Origin of the sequence: Caballeronia sp. LZ034LL, assembly GCF_031451215.1 — a bacterium.
Taxonomy (GTDB): domain Bacteria; phylum Pseudomonadota; class Gammaproteobacteria; order Burkholderiales; family Burkholderiaceae; genus Caballeronia.
Map to the genome: position 1 here is coordinate 1,739,455 of NZ_JARUXR010000001.1, position 17,895 is coordinate 1,757,349.

The following is a 17,895-nucleotide window of genomic DNA, read 5'->3' on the forward strand; positions in this document are numbered from 1 at the left end:
CCGGTTTCAAGCACGAATTCGCTCGTTGGCGGCGTTTTTTTGTTTTTTTACGATCGACGGCGGGCCCGCTCGCAATGAAAGAAGACTGCTGCGTTCAGGTTTCGTTCAGCGAAGAATGGCGGATCGGAATGAACTCCCCCGCCGGGATGGGCGTTCGGACCGGAATGTTCAGCAACCGCGCGAGATCGTTGGCCGGATGGGCGAGTTCGCCGATCGTGTGCTTGTCCAGTTCGGCGAGGAAGGCGTCGCGGGCGGCCGCGAATACGCCCTGCAAGCGACAGTGCGACTGGATCACGCAGCCCTTGTGACCTTCGTCCGTCGGCCCGAAGCAGCCGACGATCGCAAAGTCATTCTCCGTCTTGCGCACGATCTCGCCCACCGTCAGCGCGCGCGAATGTTCCGCCAGTCGCAGCCCGCCGTTGCGGCCCCGTACGGTTTCCACCCAGCCCAGTTCGCCCAGCTGCTGGACGATTTTCATCAGATGATTCTTCGAGACGCCATAGGCGTCGGAGATTTCCTGGATCGTCGAAAGACCGGCGGGACGGACGGACAGATACAGCAGGACTCGCAATGCATAATCGGTGTAATCGGTCAGTCGCATGTTCGCGCGAAGTGGGTGGCGCCGAGCGGCGCGCTAGTTATTCGAGGCCAGGCCTGGCCGGAAGTCCGCACACGGACAAGGGACGATTCCTTGCGGCAAGGTCTCGAGCCTTAACATCGGCACGCGGCGCCCAGACGAACGGGCGAGCCTGACAAGAGTGACGCAAAAGCACGCCAAACAAACGATCCGGCATGCAATTCGGACACTTCTGGCTGCATGGAGCCGTCTGAGGACGAAAGCGCCATTCTGCTTCATCTTGAAATAGTTCGTCAGAAAATTCTATTTATCGAACCAGTACCAAGGGCGCACCATCGCACGATGGAACCGCTGCCCGCACCACTCATGACCGATTCCCCGACTCCCCAACCCGTCCCGCGCGAACGCGAGCCCAGTGCAGACAACGTCCGCGCGCTCGTGGAGGCGTTCTACCGCCGCGTCGACGACGATCCGCTGCTCGGCCCGATCTTCTCGAACGCGCTCGAAGGCCGCTGGGACGAACATCTCAGCAAGATGACGAGTTTCTGGTCGAGCCTCGTGCTCGGCACGAAGGACTATCGAGGGAACGTGCAGGAGGCGCACCGGCCGCTCGACGGCATCGAGCCGCGTCATTTCGCGCGCTGGCTGTCGCTGTTTCTGAACACGGTCGAGGCGCGCTACGAACCCGGCGCCGCCGTGCAGTTCATGGAACCGGCGCTGCGCATCGCGCAGAGCCTGCAATTGAGCAAGTTCGGCTGGGACTATCAGGTGCCTGCCGAGCAGCAGGATTTGCTCGCGGCGCTCAAACGGCGACGCAGTGGCGACCAGCCCGAACCGCGCTTCCCCGAGCGTCCCGGCGCCGAGGCGTTTCCGGCCCGCTTCGTCGGCAAGCCCGTGGACCGCTCCTGACGGCGCTCGGTCCGCTCAGGTCTGCCAGCGGGTGAGCGCGCGGTCGTCGGACTCGCGTGCATCCACCCAGCGCTCGCCGGCTTCGGTCTTTTCTTTCTTCCAGAACGGCGCCTGGGTCTTCAGATAATCCATCACGAACGCGCACGATTCGAACGCGTCCGCCCGATGCATCGCGGTGGTCGCGACGAGCACGATCTGATCGAGCGGCTTCAGCTTCCCCACGCGATGCACGATCAGCACGTCCGAACCCTGCCAGCGCTCGCGCGCCTGGGCCGCGATGGCTTCCAGCGACTTTTCCGTCATGCCGGGATAGTGTTCGAGCTCCATGGTTTCGACGACGCTGCCTTCGTTCAGGTCGCGCACCGTGCCGACGAAGCAGGCGACCGCGCCCACCTTCGGATTGTCGGCACGCAGGGCGGCGACCTCGGCGCTGATGTCGAAATCGGCTTCCTGTACGCGGATTCGCGCGAATGTCGTCATGGATGTCGTCATGTCAGCCGCCCGTGACCGGAGGAAAGAACGCTACCTCGCAGCCTTCGGTGATGCGCTGCGACGGATCGGTCATCACGTGATTGCACGCCATGCGCAACGCGCGGCCCTCGGCCAGCGTGTCCGCCCACGCGCCGCCGCGCAGGCGCAGCCACGTGCGCACATCGCCGACATTGACCACGGATTCCGGCACCGTCACCGTTTCGTTGGCGACGCCCAGCGCCTCGCGCACACTCGCAAAAAATCTCAGTTCGACTTTCATGTCCAGCCTGATCCTTACCGCATGAGTTCTGAAAACGGGATGAAGCGCACGCTCTCGCCGGCGCGGATGGCGTGGTCCGGCGGGTTGTCGATGAGACCATCGCCCCAGACGGTCGAGGTCAGCACAGCCGAGCTCTGATTGGGAAAGAGATCGAGGCCGCCCGCTTCGTTCACGCGCGCCCGCAAAAATTCGTTACGGCGATCGCCTTTCTTCTGGCTGAAGTCGGCGCGCATCGAATAGACCCGCGGCGCGACTTCGGTCACGCCCGCAAGCCGCAGCAGGAACGGGCGCACGAACAACAGGAAGGTGCAGAAACTCGAGACCGGATTGCCCGGCAAACCGATAAAAAACGCTTCGCCGCCGCGCTCTGCCGCCGCGCCTTCGCGCCGCACCGCGCCGAAGGCGAGCGGCTTGCCGGGCTTCATGGCGATCTGCCACATCGAGATATGGCCTTCAGCCTCGACCGCGGGCTTCACGTGATCCTCCTCGCCAACCGACACGCCGCCGCACGTCAGGATGAGATCGTGACCGGCGGCCGCGCGCCGCAGCGTCTCACGCGTGGTGTCGAGCTGGTCCGCGACGATGCCGAAGTCGGTCACTTCGCAGCCCAGCCGGCCGAGCAGCGCTCGCAGCGTAAAGCGATTCGAGTTGTAGATCGCGCCGGGTTCGAGCGGCTCGCCGGGCATGCGCAGTTCGTCGCCGGTGAAGAAGATCGCGACACGCACCGGCCGCACCACGTCCAGTTGCGCGCAGCCAACCGACGCAGCCAGACCGAGCGCCTGCGGCGTCAGGCGCGTGCCTGCCCGCAGGATGACCGAACTGCGCTCGATATCGGCGCCCTGCCGCGTGATCCATTCGCCCGCCGCCGGCGTCTGCGTGAAGGTGGCGCGGCTGCCGGTATCGGTCTGCGTCGCCTGCACCATCTCCTGCATCACGATGGCATCCGCGCCGGGCGGCACCGTCGCGCCCGTGAAAATGCGCGCCGCCGTGCCCGCCGCGAGCGGCTCGGCGGCCTGTCCCGCCGGAATGCGCTGCGACACGTCGAGCGTCACGGGCGCGCCGTCGGCCGCGCAGGCGAGATCGGCGGCGCGGACCGCGTAGCCGTCCATCGAACTGGTGTGCATCGGCGGGACGTCGAGCGGCGAGATTACATCGGCCGCGAGCACGCGATGGGCGGCGTCGAGCGTATCGATGCGTTCATCGCCGTCCACGCGGCGCGCGGCGTCGAGCAATCGACCGAGCGCGTCGGCGGTGGCGAGCATCGGAGGACGGGAGGAAGCGGCAGGCGTGGATGACATGGAGATCGCTCCGGGCGCGCGACGCCCGCGTGAGGGTCGGGCGGCCGGCGCCCGCATGGATGAATGGATGAGTGGAAGCACTGATTCTGGTCAACTATTGTAACGACAAGCCTGACCACCCGGCAGGCGCAGGCGCTTCCGCATCAAGCCTGCCGGGCCGATCCCGCATCCGCGCGCCGCCGCGACCCGTGCCTTGAACGCCCCGGTGCGGTGATACACTCGCACCACACTTTCCACCGCCATTTCCATGAAATTCTGCTCCGTCTGCGGCCACGAAGTCGGCCTCGCCATTCCGCCGGGCGACAACCGCGAGCGTTACGTCTGCGAGCACTGCGGCACCATTCACTATCAGAATCCGCGCAACGTCGTGGGCACGGTGCCGGTGTGGGACGACAAGGTGCTGCTGTGCCGCCGCGCGATCGAGCCGCGTTACGGCTACTGGACACTGCCGGCCGGCTTCATGGAAATGGAAGAGACGACGAGCGAAGGCGCGTCGCGCGAAACGCTGGAGGAAGCCGGCGCGCGCGTCGAGATCCAGAGCCTGTTCTCGCTGCTCAATGTGCCGCACGTGCATCAGGTCCATCTGTTCTATCTCGCGCGCCTGCTCGACCTGGACCTGGACCCCGGCGAGGAAAGCCTGGAAGTGAAACTGTTCGCGGAGAGCGAGATTCCGTGGGACGAGATCGCTTTTCCGACCGTCGGCCAGACGCTGCGTTTCTTCTTCGCCGACCGCGCCGCCGGCAATTTCACGCTGCATACCGGCGACATCTTCCGCACGCTGCGCGACGGCTGATCTTCACTTCGTAGCGACCTCGCTCCCGCCCGCCGCCTCCTTTCGAGAACATGGTTCCCTGGCTCGTTGACGACGATCCCTTTCCGCCCGTCGAACGTGCGCTCGGCGCGTCGAGCGGCGCGCCTGGGCTGCTGGCCGCGAGCGCGGACCTGCTGCCGTCGCGGCTGATCGATGCCTATGGACGCGGCATCTTCCCGTGGTATTCGGATGGCCAGCCGGTGCTGTGGTGGAGTCCCGATCCGCGCATGGTGCTGTATCCGGCGGAGTTCAAGGTGTCGGATTCGCTGCGCAAGACGCTCAAGCGCGTGCTGCGCGATCCGCTCTGGGAAGTGCGCGTGGACCACGATTTCGCCGCGGTAATGCGCGCCTGCGCCGACACGCCCCGCGACGGCCAGCGCGGCACCTGGATCACCAGCGATATCGTGGACGCCTACACGACGCTGCACCGCGCGGGCAACGCGCACAGCATCGAAACCTGGCATGACGGCGTGCGCGTGGGCGGGCTTTACGGGGTGTCGTTCGGGCGCATGTTCTTCGGCGAATCGATGTTCGCGCACCGTACCGATGCCTCGAAAATCGCGCTCGCGGCACTCGTCGGACACTTGCGTCGTCACCAGATTGTGATGATAGACTGCCAGCAGAACACGTCGCATCTGGCGTCGCTCGGGGGCCGTGAGATTGCCCGCCGTGCGTTCGTCACGCATCTGAGGCGCGCGGCGGCGGAACCGGCCATCGGCTGGCGCTTCGACAAATCCGTCTTGCTCGAAGTGCTGGCACGCTGAATGCCTCCAGCGTGATGACCCGGTCATGTCCGGGTTGCTCGTTGAGAATTCACCGCAACGCAAACACTGAAACGCCGTCACCGCACGCGCGCCCGCAGCGTGCGCCATGGCTGGCCTAGACGAGACGACGCCTGCGAGAGCCGCTAACGTGACACATCCGAACGAGCTGCCGCTGTCACCGCTTTCCGCGCTGCAATTCTATGCAACAGCGCCTTACCCGTGCAGTTATCTGGACGGGCGCGTCGCACGCTCGCAGGTCGCCACGCCAAGCCATCTCATCAACTCCGACGTCTACACCGAACTCGTCAAGGCCGGCTTCCGGCGCTCCGGCGTGTTCACCTATCGTCCCTATTGCGACGGCTGCCGCGCCTGCGTGCCGGTGCGCGTGCCGGTCGCGCGTTTCGTGCCGAACCGGGCGCAGAAACGCGTGTGGAAGCTGCACGGCAACCTGATTGCGAGCGTCGCGCCGCTGCACTACGACGAGGAACATTACGCGCTCTACATGCGCTATCAGTCGGCGCGGCATGCCGGCGGCGGCATGGACCGCGACAGCCGCGACCAGTACGAGCAGTTCCTGCTGCAAAGCCGGATCAATTCGCGCCTGGTCGAATTCCGCGAGCCGGCGCATCCGGGCCACCCCGACGAACCCGGCGAGCTGCGCATGATCAGCATGATCGACATCCTGGGCGACGGGCTCTCGTCCGTGTACACCTTCTTCGAGCCGGACCAGCCGAAGACCAGCTACGGCACCTTCAACATTCTGTGGCAGATCGAGCAGGCGCGCAGCCTGGACCTGCCGCACGTCTATCTCGGCTACTGGATCCGCGAAAGCGAGAAGATGGCCTACAAGGCCAATTTCCGGCCGCTCGAAGGCCTGATCGACGGCGCCTGGAGCCTGCTCGATCCGCTCAACACGCAGTCCGCCGGCACCTTGCCGATGCCCGGACGCATCCACGCTCCGGGACAGCCCCGCTAGGCGCTAAAAAAGCCGCCGGCAGAAGCCGCTAAAATAGCGGCCTCAAACAATAATTCGCCCTCGCCGGCGTTCCTTTCGTGTTCAGTTCCCTTTATCCGCTCGCGCGTTCGCATCTGTTCAAGATGGACGCGGAAGACGCACATCACCTGACGCTGCGCATGCTGGGCGCGGCCGGCCGCACCGGCCTCGCCAGCGTACTCGCCACCCGTGGCGCCGATTCGCCCCGCACCGTCATGGGCATCACGTTCCGCAATCCGGTCGGGCTCGCGGCCGGCCTCGACAAGGACGGCGCCTGCATCGACGGGCTCGCCGCACTCGGCTTCGGCTTCATCGAAGTGGGCACGGTGACGCCGCGCGCGCAGCCTGGCAATCCGCGCCCGCGCATCTTCCGCCTGCCGGAAGCCGGCGCGCTCATCAACCGGATGGGCTTCAACAACGGCGGTGTCGACCAGTTCGTCGCCAACGTGCAGGCCGCGCGCTATCGCGGCGTGCTGGGCCTCAACATCGGCAAGAACGCCGATACGCCCATCGAGCGCGCCGCCGACGACTATCTCTACTGCCTCGAACGCGTGTATCCGTTCGCGAGCTACGTGACCATCAACATTTCCTCGCCGAACACGAAGAACCTGCGCCAGCTGCAAGGCGCGGGCGAACTCGACGCCCTGCTCGGCGCGCTCAAGGACAAGCAGCAGCGCCTGTCCGACCTGCACGGCAAGCTCGTGCCGCTCGCGCTGAAGATCGCGCCCGATCTCGACGACGAGCAGATCCAGTCGATCGCGGGCACGTTGCTGGCTCACAGGATCGACGGCGTGATCGCCACCAACACCACGCTGTCGCGCACCGCCGTCACCGGCATGCCCAACGGCGAAGAAGCCGGCGGCCTGTCCGGAAGGCCGGTCTTCGACGCATCCAACGAAGTGATCCGCAAGCTGCGCGCGGAAGTCGGCACGGAGGTGCCGATCATCGGCGTCGGCGGGATTTTCTCGGGCGCGGATGCGCGCGCGAAGCTCGCCGCGGGCGCGTCGCTCGTGCAGGTCTATACCGGGCTCATCTATCGCGGCCCGGCGCTCGTCAAGGAATGCGTCGAAGCCCTCGCCTGAGGAATATAGAAATGAACAAACGATCTGACACGGCGATTGCATTTTCACTATGATCGCCGCACTTGTCGTTGCATGAAGCAAGCGGCTCGACGCGCTTGCCCTGGCCATCAGAGGAGAACAACACAATGAAACTGTCCACGCTCAAGAAACTCGTTGCCGCCAGCCTGATCGGCGCGGCCTTCACCGCCGTCACCAGCGCCGCGCACGCGGAAGACCTGCTCGACCAGGTCAAGCAGCGCGGCACGCTGCGCATCGGCCTGGAAGGCACCTTCCCGCCGTTCAACTCGAAGGCGACCAACGGCGAACTGGTCGGCTACGATGTCGATATCGCCAAGGCCGTCGCCGCCAAGCTCGGCGTCAAGCCGGAATTCGTCACGACCGAATGGAGCGGCATCATCGCCGGACTGCAGGCGGGCAAGTTCGACGTGATCGTGAACCAGGTCGGCATCACCGATGCGCGCAAGCAGACGCTCGATTTCTCGCCGGCCTACACGTATTCGAACGCGCAGCTGATCCAGCGCAACGACGACAAGCGCGAATTCAAGTCGCTCGATGAACTGAAGGGCAAGAAGCTCGGCGTCGGTCTCGGCACGAACTACATGGACATGGCGAAGTCGGTGCCGGGCATCGACGTGAAGACCTATCCGGGCGCGCCCGAGTATCTGCGCGACCTCGCCGCCGGCCGCCTCGACGCCGCGCTGAACGACCGCCTGATGCTCGCCTACCTGCTGAAGAACTCGCAATTGCCGCTGCGCACCGGCGCGAACGTCGGCGCCGGTAATCCGTCGGGCATTCCGTTCAAGAAGGGCAATCCGAAGTTCGCCAAGGCGATCGACGACGCGATGACCCAGCTCGAAGCCGACGGCACCTTCACGAAGATCTCGGACAAGTGGTTCGGCATCGACGTGACGAAGCCGGCGAAGTAAGCCGCGTTTTGCAGGGCGCTCGAGGGCGGCATCGGCGACGGTGCCGCCCTTGCCTTTTGCCGCGACGGTTTAAGATGGGCCCTTCGTGCGCGCCGCCGGGCCGGATTGCGCCCCTGAGTTGCACCCTTTCCTCACTGCATTCCCGTTCATGTCCACGACTTCCCTGCTCGTCCAATCGGCGCCCGTCCTGGCGCAAGGCGCGGTACTGACGATCAAGTTCGCGCTCTATTCGATGTTCTTCGGCCTCATCGCGGCCGTCGTGCTGGCATTGATGGGCATCAGCACGAACCGCACGCTGGTCGCGCTCGGGCGATGCTATGTGAGCGTCATGCGCGGCACGCCGCTGCTCGTGCAGATCTTCGTGATCTATTACGGCCTGCCGAGCCTCGGCATCTCGCTCGAACCGACGCCCGCCGGCGTGATCGCGCTGTCGGCGAATGTAGCCGCTTATCTGTCGGAAAGCATGCGCGGCGCGATCCTCGGCATCAACAGCGGCCAGTGGCTGGCGGCCTATAGCCTTGGCTTGTCGCGCACGCAGACGCTGCGCTTCGTGATCGGGCCGCAGGCGCTGCGCATCGCGGTGCCGAGCCTGTCGAACAGCTTGATCAGCCTCATCAAGGACACGTCGCTGGTCTCGGTCATCACCGTGACCGAACTCCTGCGCAGCGCCCAGGAAGTGATCGCGGCGACCTACCAGCCGCTGCCGCTCTATCTCGCGGCCGCCTTCGTCTACTGGGTGCTGTGCAGCGTGCTGGAATTCGTGCAGCGGCGCTTCGAGCGGCGTCTCGCGCTGCCCGGGCGTCATTGAACGCGCCCGCCGGCGGATTCAGTCGGTTTCGAAAGGAAAGCGCAGCTTCAGGTCGCGCCGCGCGGCATCGATGATCGCGATCATGCGCATCGAGGTCGCGTGGGACATGATCGGACTTTCGATCGCGCCCGCGCGCAGCAGCTCGCAAAAATGGGCGGTTTCGTAATTGAGGCCGCCGCCGCTGAAGGGCTCGTCCAGCTCGACCTTGCGGCCATCCGTATAGGCGATGGTCGCGCGCACCGGATTCCACCAATTTTCGTGAATCGTGACGGTGCCGAGCGTGCCGCCGATCAGCGCGTCGCCGCGGCCTTGCAGATCCAGGCCGCAGAACAGCTGCGCGATGCCGCGCTCGTGGCGCACGTTCAGGCTCGCGAACACATCGACGCCCGTCTCCCCCAGCCGGCCGATGGTCTGCACGTCGAGCGCCTCACCGAGCCAGTCGACCGCGAGAAACGCCTCATAGACGCCGATATCCAGCAGCGCGCCGCCGCCCGCCTCCAGCGAGAACGACGGATGATCGGACGGCACGTTGGCGATCGAGCAGCCCGCGCGCACCAGCCCGATCTCGCCGATGCCGTCCGCCTGCAAGTGCGCGCGCAGGCGCTGGTAGAGCGGATAGAACGGCGGCTTCATCGCTTCCATGAAGAGCAGCTTCGCGGCGCGCGCCGCGTCGATCATCTGCTGCAGCGTGCGCGCATTCACGGCCGCGGGCTTCTCGCACAGCACCGGCTTGCCCGCCGCGAACGCGCGCAACGCATAGTGCGGATGGCTGTCCTGCAGCGTCGCGATATAGAGCGCGTCGATGTTGTCGAGCAGCGCGTCGAAGCTTTCGCAGGCCTGGGCGCCGCAGCGGCCGGCGAGCGCATGCGCCGGCTCTGCGCGGCGCGACCAGACGGCCGCGAGGCGGGCGCCCGGCACGTGCGCGAGACTGTCGGCGAAGCGCTGCGCGATGCGTCCCGCGCCGACGATGCCCCAACGCACCTCGCTAGTGTCGCTGTCGATATTGATCTCCGGCAAAACTCCCTCCTTGTGCAATGTTCGTGGTCCGACGCATTGTGCCTGATTGCACGGCATGGCGATTTCACGGACGGCGCAGACGACAAAAAGCCGGGACATGTCCCGGCTTTCTGCTTGACGAGCGCTTTGCTCAGGCGCTGTCTGTCGACCCTTCACGCCGCGCCGGCCGACGCATTCACGTTCGGCGTGACGGGCGCGGGCTGGCTGCTGACGCGCTCCAGCGAGAACGCACGGCCCACTTCCTCGGCCGCCAGATCCACCAGCGCGCGCGTCGCGGCCTCGGCGGCGCCCGGGTCCTTCGCCTCGATCGCCTCCACCACGCTGCGCTGCGCGGCGAGCGTCGCTTCGCGCACGGACTCGATGCCGTCGACGATCGGATTCACCGTCACGAGCGCGCCGCGCACGATGGCCGTCATCTGGCGGAAGAACTGGTTGCCGCTGGCGGCCACGATGCGCGTGTGCAGCACCTCGTCGGCCGCCTGGTATTCCGGCTCGCCGACCTGCATGCGGGACAGCGCATCGAAGGCATCGCGGATGCCCGCGATCTCGTCGGGCGTCGCGCGCGCCGCCGCCAGCGCAGCCGCGCGCGGCTCGATCAGCATGCGGAATTCGATTACATCGCGCAGGAAGGTTTGATCCGGCTTGGCGCGAAAACGCCAGCTGACCACGTCCTCGTCGATCAGGCGCCAGTCGCTCATCGGGCGAATGCGCGTGCCCGTCTTGGGCCGCACGTCCAGCATATGCCGCGCCAGCAGCATGGAGAGCGCCTCTCGCATGACGGTGCGGCTGACGTCGAACTCTTTCGAGAGGATGTCTTGCGGCGGCAATATCGCGCCGTACTTCTGCTCGACGATCCCGGAGACGAGTCCGTCCATCACCTTTGCCACCAGCGATCGCTCTTTGTTTTCATCCATCTCGCTTCTCCCCTTCTCGCCTGATCCGTAGCCGTGTGTGTGGGCGCATCACTTTCGCTTTCCCCGGACTGCGAAAGGCACGACGAACGACGCTCAGTCAATTCGTCATGCTTGATACGTTGCGTCTTCGTTGCTTCGAATGCCAGTTAGGAAATTCCTGACAGGGTAATCCCTTTGGCTTCGACGTCGATGTTGGTGTGTCGTTCTTACCGCTTCACGTTGCCGTGGCACGTGTCCGTGCTGCGCTTGCGCCGCGCGCGCGCCGGCATTCGTCAGGGAAACTGAAGAATGGCGGCGTCGCAGCGCGGCGCAAGCGGTCGATGTGACGGCCCGGACGACGCTCGGACCGTTCATGCACTCATTTGAGCAAGCATCTCGTAGGCTTTCTGTGCGAACGCGAACGCTCCTCAGTTGGCATATGGCTTTTGTATGATCCGCCCGCTTGCGCCAGGCGGATGCTCAGCGGGTGTTTTGTGCCGCTTTTGCCGATTCGCCGCGTGCCCGCTCATATGGCGCCGTCGGGTGCGCGGGCGCGGCGCGCGTCCATCGCGCCCTGGCGGCGGCGCAGCGATTCGCGCTCGGCAAGCGTGTGCTGGTAAATCGCCATGTATTCGCCGCTCACGCGTTCCACCGAAAGCTGCTGCAGGTTCTGGCGCGCGCGTGCCGCGTACTGGCCGCGCGCCTGGCCGTCGATCAGCAGCCAGTGCAGCTTCGCCGCCGCCTGCGCGGGTTCGCCGGGCGGCACCAGCACGCCTGCGGCGCCGCCGTCCAGCATTTCCGGAATGCCGCCCACGCGCGTCGCGACGATCGCGCAGCCCGCCTCGCGCGCCTCGGCGATCACCAGCGGCGACGGATCCTGATGCGACAGCAGCGCGAACACGTCGGCGCTGGCGAGATACGGCCGCGCATCGGCGACGAAGCCCGTGAAATGCACCGCTTCCGCGATGCCGAGCTCCACCGCGAGCGCTTCCATGGAGCCGCGATCGGGACCGTCGCCGACGAGGTACAGGTGCGGCTCCGGCAGGAATTCGGTCTGGCCGGCGGCCTGCTCACGCACGTGCGCAAAGGCCTGCAGCAGATCCGCGATGCCCTTGCGCCGGTACATCCCGGCCACGCACACGATGTTCGGGTGTCGCAACCTCACGGGCCGGGCGGCGGGCCGCAGGACGAGGCGCGGCGCGCCGACTGCGCCGTTGAGGACGATCGACAGCCGTCCCGCGCCGATGCCGCGCGCCTCGAGATCGTCCGCCACGGCCTGGCTGACGGCGACCATGCGATCGCCGGCACGGACCAGCGCGGCGCTCTTCTGCAACTCGTGATGCACCGTGGTGACGAGCGCGAAGCGCCGGCGCATGCTGCCGAAGCGCGAGATGAGCGCGCCGGTCATCATGTGCGCGTGCACGATATCCGGATCGAAGCGGTCGATGAGGCGATTGAAGCCCGCGATCATCGACGGCACGCGCCAGGGCTGGCGCGACTGCTGCAAGGGAATGTGCGTGATGCCGTGGCGCCGCAACAGCGGCTCGAATCCGCCTCCCGACGATGCCACCACGACCTCCTGGCCCATGCGCGCCTGCACGCAGGCAAGGTCGACCATCATGTTGACGGTGCCGTTGCCTATCGTCTGCGCATGGTTGGCGAGATGGACTATTCGCATGAAAGTGTCGTTTGCACGCGCGCCGGCTTGCGCCGGCGGCGTTGTTCTTATTGTGGTCGAGGCGTGTTTCGGGGCGGCACGAGCCGCCCTCTGTGGTTGTTCTTGCCTCGATGCCCGACAGGCTCTCGCCCGTGATGCCGCCGGTGTTTCGGCCATGCCGTGCGCTTGCCCGGCGGCCGCTGCCCTTACCTCTGCTGCTGGACCTTTCCTCGCGGACTGCTACAGCAATTCGAACGTGCTCGTGTAGTCGACGGGACCCGCGAACTGCACGCGGGACGGGCTCGCCGTTTCGCGCGACTGCCGGCTCTTGCGCGTGAGACCGATGAACGGCATGCCGTGTTCGAGGAACGGTCCTTCGGTCTTGCGAAAGCCGAATGCTTCATAGAAGCCGCGCAGACTCACCGGCGCGGTCAGACGCACGCCGCGGCCCGGCCAGCGTTCGGCGGCCACGGCCAGCACGCGCTCGATCAGCGCATGCGCGGTGCCGTCGCCGCGGCGCAGCGGGCTCGTCAGGATCTTGTCGACCACGACTTCAGGTTCTTCCGCATCGCCTCCGTGAATGCGCGCATAGGCGAGCACCGGCATCGAGCGGCTCATGTCTTCCGCTGCGAACACATGCAGGCCGGTTTCATCGCGTCCATCGGGATCAAGATGCACATGCGACTGTTCGACGACGAACACCGCACTGCGCGCGCGCAAAATCAAATAAAGCTCACGCGCAGTGAGTTGTTCGAAATCCAGCGTTTTCCAGTTCATTGATTATCTCCAGGCGAGACCGGGATTAACCGGCGTTGCGACGATTCAACCTTACGTGGCGCCCCCCCGCGGCACAGTGCGCCATCGCACCGACCCGAAACGCCGCGCCGCTTCAAATAGGGCCGACCACACGCAAAAGAGGCGTCCGGGGAATAAAGACGCCAGCTCGACCAACATGGCCTTACGCGACTGTCCTTCACCGGTCAGCCGCGTGCGCGCGCATGCGTCGATAGCACTCGCGTCATCCGGCACCTTCATGGGAAAATCAAAATGCATACCGCCATCAAACGCGACAAAGACGCACAACCACAAGCCCGTCCGCTTTGCGCGACCGCGGTATCGGACGCCGGTTTTCCCGGTCCGAGGTAACGGCATGAGCGCGTTCCATACGAGCGGTGTGACGGATTCGAACGCGGGACGTTCCCGCGTCGTGTCACTCGACCCTCTGCGCCTGCGTGCACGGCGTCATCATGCCCACGCGCTGCATCGCGGCGAGCGCATCTGGCGCGAAGGCGTGGCGCCCGTGGACCTGTGGATCGAACTGCTGCACGGCAACGGCCTCGAACCGCGCGCGGCGCTCGCATTCAGCGTCACTCAGGACTTCGAAGACGATCAGTTCACGCTCGGCAAACTTCCTCCCGACGACATCGAAAAGCTCTATGGCCTGCAGGTGCAGGAACTCGCGGTATTCGACTCGCTCGAAGAACGCGCGCTCGTGCAGACGCGCCGCGCCAACATCGTCTTGCTCGAGACGGATGCCTTCTTTCTGCCCGATACCCGTGCCGATGCCTATCATCGCGAGCATGCGCGCACGACCATCGGCATCGATGTAATCGATCCTGGCGCGCGCCGTCTGGGCTACTTTCATCACACCGGTTATCACCTGCTCGACGGCGCCGACTATGACGGCATCCTGCGCCCCGCCACGGATTCTGCAGCGCTGTTTCCCCATGTCGAATTCGTCAAACATGTGAGAGATGCACTGACGGGCACGCCGCTCGCGGAGACCTCGGCCGACCTGCTGTGCACGCATCTGCTGCGCCGCCCGCTGCATAACCCGATCTCGCGCTGGCGCCAGGCCTTTCCCGCCCATGTCGAGACGATGCTCGAACGCGGCGAAGCGTATGCGCGTCACTATGCGTTCAACGTGATGCAGCAGCTCGGCGCGAACTTCGAATTGCTGGCGCACTACCTGCAATGGATGCGCGAGCAGGGCTTCGACATTCCAACGTCCGCGCATGCGGGCGCACGCAAGATCGCCAGCGAGACGATGGTGTTGCAGTGCCGTCTTGCACGTGCGTTGTCGCGTGGCCGCGAAGACCTCTGCGATGCTTCGTTCGACGTCATCGAGGAGGCCTACGCACGTGTCGTTCCTCCGCTCGCGGATATCGTCTGTTGATCATTCAATTGGCCGCTCGAAACGCGATTCGCGTTGTGATGATTCGCGTTTTGAAGCATTCGCTTTAAAACACGTTTGAGCCCATGTTTCAAGGGCTTTTTCAATCGCTTACCGGATACGGCTCATGCTCGAAAACATGACGCCGTGATGTCGGTCAGGCATCTTTTGCGCTTGTCGATTCACACGGCTCCGGCATTGTCCTCAATGAAACATTTCGGCGCATCGGAGCGATGCGCGTTCATGCTCGCCACATGGCGTTGATCCGACGATCGGAGAGCAAACGTTTTACGATCGCCAGGACATCCCATGCCGTGTTCGTGCCTTCATGCAAGCGGCATGTGGGCTGCCATTCAACTGCGGAAGCATTGAACGCATGCTCATGTCGGGGCCTGCTTCCATGCACTTTTCATCACGTGCAACGCACGCAACGTTTCCCTATCACGCGCGCTTGAAGAGCGGCATTTCCGGAGCAAGCGCAAAGCCTTGCCCATCAACGGCTCTGCAGGAATCAACAGGCGCCTTTCGTACAAGGTGTTCGCTGCCCCACTCAGGCCATGGAACACGGATGAATCATTTTTCTTTAACCCTACGAAAGAAGGAGTGTTGTCGAAGCTGTGTCGACTCACGAGGCTTGTTCCGTGGTCCTTTGACTCATTCTTCCCTTCATCAGAAGGGATTGGACTGATGAAACGAATCGGGGCGCACACGTATTCCTAAGACCACCCATGTTCAATACTGAAACAAAAACGGCGCGCTGCGGTGCATCAAGAAATTGTCCTGCGCAATGAGGCCCCGCCAGCATTGCGATTGCCCACACTGGCACAGTCCTCGCTATAAAGCTCCCGCGATCCGAAGCGCGGCCAGAACAAGAACAGAACACCGTCGACGGATTGCTACGGGGCTGGGGTGAAGCGTTTTCGATCAGGGCCGCACGAGCGATCGATTCAGAGAACGGTCACACCAGTAAATAAAAATGTGAAGCGCAACGCGCGAAGTTACGAGAGAACCAATCATGCTGACCCTCCAGTCCGACCTGCACGGCAATCACCTGCTTGGCGCACTTCCGGCCCACGAATGGCAGGCACTGACTCCGCATCTCGAACTCGTCCAGCTGCGCACCGAGCAACTGCTGTGCGATTCTGGCCAACGCATCCACCACGTCTATTTCCCGACCACGGCGATCATCTCGCTGCTCCACACGATGGAAGACGGCGGCTCGGTCGAGATCGCCGCGGTGGGCCGCGAAGGCATGACGGGCGTGCCGGTGTTGACGGGCGGTGAAACCATGCCCACGCGCGTGCAGGTGCAGTGCCCGGGTTTCGCGTATCGGATGAGCGCGCAAGCCCTGCGCGAACAGTTCGGCCGTTCCGATTTCCTGCGCCGCCTGATGCTGCTCTACATGCAGGCGCTGCTGACCCAGGTCGCGCAGACGGCTGCATGCAACCGTCACCACTCGCTCAACAAGCAACTTTGCCGCTGGCTGCTGATCGAGATCGACCGCACCGCGTCGAACGAACTCCAGGTGACGCAGCAGCTGATCGCCGACATGCTGGGCGTGCGCCGCGAAGGCGTGACCGAAGCGGCCGGCAAACTGCATGACGCGGGCCTGATCCATCACAGCCGCGGCTGCATCAAGGTCGTCGATCGCGAAGGCCTCGAGGCCCGCGCCTGCGAGTGCTACGGCCTCGTGAAGCGTGAATTCGACCGGCTGCTGCCGCGTCTCCGTGCCACCGAGGCAGCATCGGCCTCCAGCGTTTAATGGTTCAATGATGCAAGCTAAAAATCAAAACATGTTTGCGTGGTCGGCACGCTGCCTGGACGTTTCCCTGATCGTGGCCGGCGGCCTGATCGCGCATTCGATGCGCTTCGCCACCCTCGACATCAGCGACATCGAACGGCTGCTGACTGCTTTCAACTGCGTTCTCGCGCTGTTGCTGTTCCCCGCGTTCGGCGTGTACGACACCTGGCGCGGCAAGCCCCTGCCGGTCATGCTGGCGCGCGTCACGCTCGCCTGGATGGCCGTGGTGGCTGCGGGCCTGCTGCTGGCCTTCACGCTGCACCGGATGGATTCGGTCTCGCGGCTGTGGTTCGCCTATTCGACGGTGATTACCGGTGCATTGATCATCGGCATCAAGTGCGTGGTGTACAGCAGCCTGCGTGCGATGCGCGGACGCGGCCTGAATCAGCGCAGCGTCGCCATTGTCGGCGCGCAGGGTTTTGCCCGCACGCTGCTCGCGCATCTGAGCAGCACGCCGGAACAAGGCTTCACGCCGGTCTGCCTGCTCGACACCACCGGCGACGAGGAACTCCACGCCACCGGCGTCAGGCATGCGCCGACGAGCGCGATCGGCACGGGCGGTTCGCGCCTGCCGGTGCTGAACGACTTCGACGAACTCGTCGCCAAGGTGCGCGCCGAGGAAATCAACGAAGTGTGGCTCGCGTTGCCGCTCTCGCAGGAACATACGATCTATCGCTTCGTGCACGCGTTGCGGCATGACTTCGTGAACCTGCGGCTGATTCCCGATACGCGCAGCATCTCGCTGTTCAACCATTCGATGACGGATGTCGCGGGCCTGGCGACCATCAACCTGACGACCTCGCCGGTCAGCACGCTGCGCATGTGGCCGAAGCTCCTGTTCGACAGGCTGTTCGCGGCGACCGCCCTGCTCGCACTCTCGCCTCTGCTGATCGGGATTGCGATTGCGGTGAAATCGACCTCGAAGGGACCGGTGTTCTTCACACAGAAGCGCAAGGGCGCGGACGGACGGCCCTTCCCGATCTACAAGTTCCGTTCGATGGCGGTGCACAAGGAAACCAGCGGACACGTCACGCAGGCGACGCGCAACGATCCGCGCGTGACCAAGATCGGCGCGTTCCTGCGGCGCACGAGTCTCGACGAGCTGCCGCAGTTCCTCAACGTGCTGTTCGGCCATATGTCGGTGGTGGGTCCGCGTCCGCATGCGCTGGAGCATGACGACCTGTACAAGGATCTCGTCTACGGCTACATGTTCCGCTATCGCATCAAGCCGGGCATCACGGGCTGGGCGCAGGTGAACGGCTATCGCGGCGCGACCGAAAAGGTCGAGAAGATGCAGAGCCGGGTGAAGTTCGACCTGTTCTACATCCACAACTGGTCGTTCTGGTTCGACGTGAAGATCGTCGCGATGACGATGTTCAAGGGCTTCATCGGACGCAACGCGTACTGATCGGTCTCGCCAGAATCCAGAAGAAA

18 protein-coding genes are annotated in these 17,895 nt (G+C 64.6%); 10 read left to right on the plus strand and 8 right to left on the minus strand.

Annotated features, from left to right (window positions below; translation table 11 throughout):
* Nucleotides 1–94: 94 nt before the first annotated feature.
* Nucleotides 95–601 (minus strand): Rrf2 family transcriptional regulator, encoded by a 507-nt coding sequence (locus QCE83_RS07960; protein ID WP_309808526.1) that lies wholly within the window; start codon nt 599–601, stop codon nt 95–97.
* A gap of 318 nt (nt 602–919) precedes the next feature.
* Between QCE83_RS07960 and QCE83_RS07965 the strand changes: the two genes are divergently transcribed.
* Complete coding sequence (locus QCE83_RS07965) at nt 920–1,486, plus strand: group III truncated hemoglobin (RefSeq protein WP_404984305.1); 567 nt, start codon at nt 920–922, stop codon at nt 1,484–1,486.
* Between the two features lie 15 nt (nt 1,487–1,501).
* Here the strand turns inward: QCE83_RS07965 and moaE are convergent, their stop codons facing one another.
* The 3 genes from moaE to glp are packed head-to-tail and all read right to left on the minus strand — an operon-like array spanning nt 1,502 to nt 3,499.
* Nucleotides 1,502–1,966: a molybdopterin synthase catalytic subunit MoaE gene (gene moaE, locus QCE83_RS07970; protein WP_309811542.1), complete on the minus strand. Its 465-nt coding sequence runs from the start codon at nt 1,964–1,966 to the stop codon at nt 1,502–1,504.
* A gap of 13 nt (nt 1,967–1,979) precedes the next feature.
* Nucleotides 1,980–2,237: a molybdopterin converting factor subunit 1 gene (gene moaD, locus QCE83_RS07975; protein WP_309808528.1), complete on the minus strand. Its 258-nt coding sequence runs from the start codon at nt 2,235–2,237 to the stop codon at nt 1,980–1,982.
* Nucleotides 2,238–2,251: 14 nt separating this feature from the next.
* A complete protein-coding gene (glp, locus tag QCE83_RS07980) occupies nt 2,252–3,499 on the minus strand; it encodes a gephyrin-like molybdotransferase Glp (RefSeq protein ID WP_309811545.1) in 1,248 nt (415 codons plus the stop codon).
* Nucleotides 3,500–3,782: 283 nt separating this feature from the next.
* Here glp and QCE83_RS07985 point away from each other — a divergent pair, with 283 nt between their 5' ends.
* From QCE83_RS07985 to QCE83_RS08010, 6 genes are all read left to right on the plus strand, one after another.
* On the plus strand, nt 3,783–4,328 hold the full coding sequence (locus tag QCE83_RS07985; protein WP_309808529.1) for an NUDIX hydrolase: 546 nt from the start codon (nt 3,783–3,785) through the stop codon (nt 4,326–4,328).
* Between the two features lie 50 nt (nt 4,329–4,378).
* Nucleotides 4,379–5,110 (plus strand): leucyl/phenylalanyl-tRNA--protein transferase, encoded by a 732-nt coding sequence (gene aat, locus QCE83_RS07990; RefSeq protein ID WP_309808530.1) that lies wholly within the window; start codon nt 4,379–4,381, stop codon nt 5,108–5,110.
* 148 nt (nt 5,111–5,258) lie between these two features.
* On the plus strand, nt 5,259–6,086 hold the full coding sequence (locus tag QCE83_RS07995; RefSeq protein WP_309808531.1) for an arginyltransferase: 828 nt from the start codon (nt 5,259–5,261) through the stop codon (nt 6,084–6,086).
* Nucleotides 6,087–6,163: 77 nt separating this feature from the next.
* Nucleotides 6,164–7,186 carry a quinone-dependent dihydroorotate dehydrogenase gene (locus tag QCE83_RS08000; protein ID WP_309808532.1) on the plus strand — a complete coding sequence of 341 codons (1,023 nt, stop codon included), beginning with the start codon at nt 6,164–6,166 and terminating at the stop codon, nt 7,184–7,186.
* Between the two features lie 125 nt (nt 7,187–7,311).
* Nucleotides 7,312–8,112, plus strand: coding sequence for a cystine ABC transporter substrate-binding protein (locus QCE83_RS08005; protein ID WP_309808534.1), 801 nt, complete (start codon nt 7,312–7,314; stop codon nt 8,110–8,112).
* A gap of 148 nt (nt 8,113–8,260) precedes the next feature.
* Nucleotides 8,261–8,920 carry an amino acid ABC transporter permease gene (locus tag QCE83_RS08010; protein ID WP_309808535.1) on the plus strand — a complete coding sequence of 220 codons (660 nt, stop codon included), beginning with the start codon at nt 8,261–8,263 and terminating at the stop codon, nt 8,918–8,920.
* An 18-nt stretch (nt 8,921–8,938) separates the two neighbouring features.
* Here QCE83_RS08010 and QCE83_RS08015 read toward each other — a convergent pair whose 3' ends face one another.
* The 4 genes from QCE83_RS08015 to QCE83_RS08030 all read right to left on the minus strand — a co-directional run bounded on the left by QCE83_RS08015 (nt 8,939) and on the right by QCE83_RS08030 (nt 13,264).
* Nucleotides 8,939–9,937 carry a Gfo/Idh/MocA family oxidoreductase gene (locus tag QCE83_RS08015; protein WP_309808536.1) on the minus strand — a complete coding sequence of 333 codons (999 nt, stop codon included), beginning with the start codon at nt 9,935–9,937 and terminating at the stop codon, nt 8,939–8,941.
* 152 nt (nt 9,938–10,089) lie between these two features.
* A complete protein-coding gene (locus QCE83_RS08020; RefSeq protein WP_309808537.1) occupies nt 10,090–10,851 on the minus strand; it encodes an FCD domain-containing protein in 762 nt (253 codons plus the stop codon).
* 505 nt (nt 10,852–11,356) lie between these two features.
* A complete protein-coding gene (locus QCE83_RS08025) occupies nt 11,357–12,508 on the minus strand; it encodes a glycosyltransferase family 4 protein (protein ID WP_309808538.1) in 1,152 nt (383 codons plus the stop codon).
* Between the two features lie 219 nt (nt 12,509–12,727).
* Nucleotides 12,728–13,264, minus strand: coding sequence for a GNAT family N-acetyltransferase (locus QCE83_RS08030; RefSeq protein WP_309808539.1), 537 nt, complete (start codon nt 13,262–13,264; stop codon nt 12,728–12,730).
* A gap of 373 nt (nt 13,265–13,637) precedes the next feature.
* On the opposite strand from QCE83_RS08030, the gene QCE83_RS08035 reads away from it, so the two are divergent.
* The 3 genes from QCE83_RS08035 to QCE83_RS08045 all read left to right on the plus strand — a co-directional run bounded on the left by QCE83_RS08035 (nt 13,638) and on the right by QCE83_RS08045 (nt 17,869).
* Nucleotides 13,638–14,663, plus strand: coding sequence for a DUF1839 family protein (locus tag QCE83_RS08035; RefSeq protein WP_309808540.1), 1,026 nt, complete (start codon nt 13,638–13,640; stop codon nt 14,661–14,663).
* Nucleotides 14,664–15,675: 1,012 nt separating this feature from the next.
* The gene (locus QCE83_RS08040; RefSeq protein ID WP_014191659.1) at nt 15,676–16,422 is read left to right on the plus strand and encodes a Crp/Fnr family transcriptional regulator; all 747 of its coding nucleotides are present in this window, start codon (nt 15,676–15,678) and stop codon (nt 16,420–16,422) included.
* A gap of 31 nt (nt 16,423–16,453) precedes the next feature.
* A complete protein-coding gene (locus tag QCE83_RS08045; protein WP_309808541.1) occupies nt 16,454–17,869 on the plus strand; it encodes an undecaprenyl-phosphate glucose phosphotransferase in 1,416 nt (471 codons plus the stop codon).
* Nucleotides 17,870–17,895 lie beyond the last annotated feature (26 nt).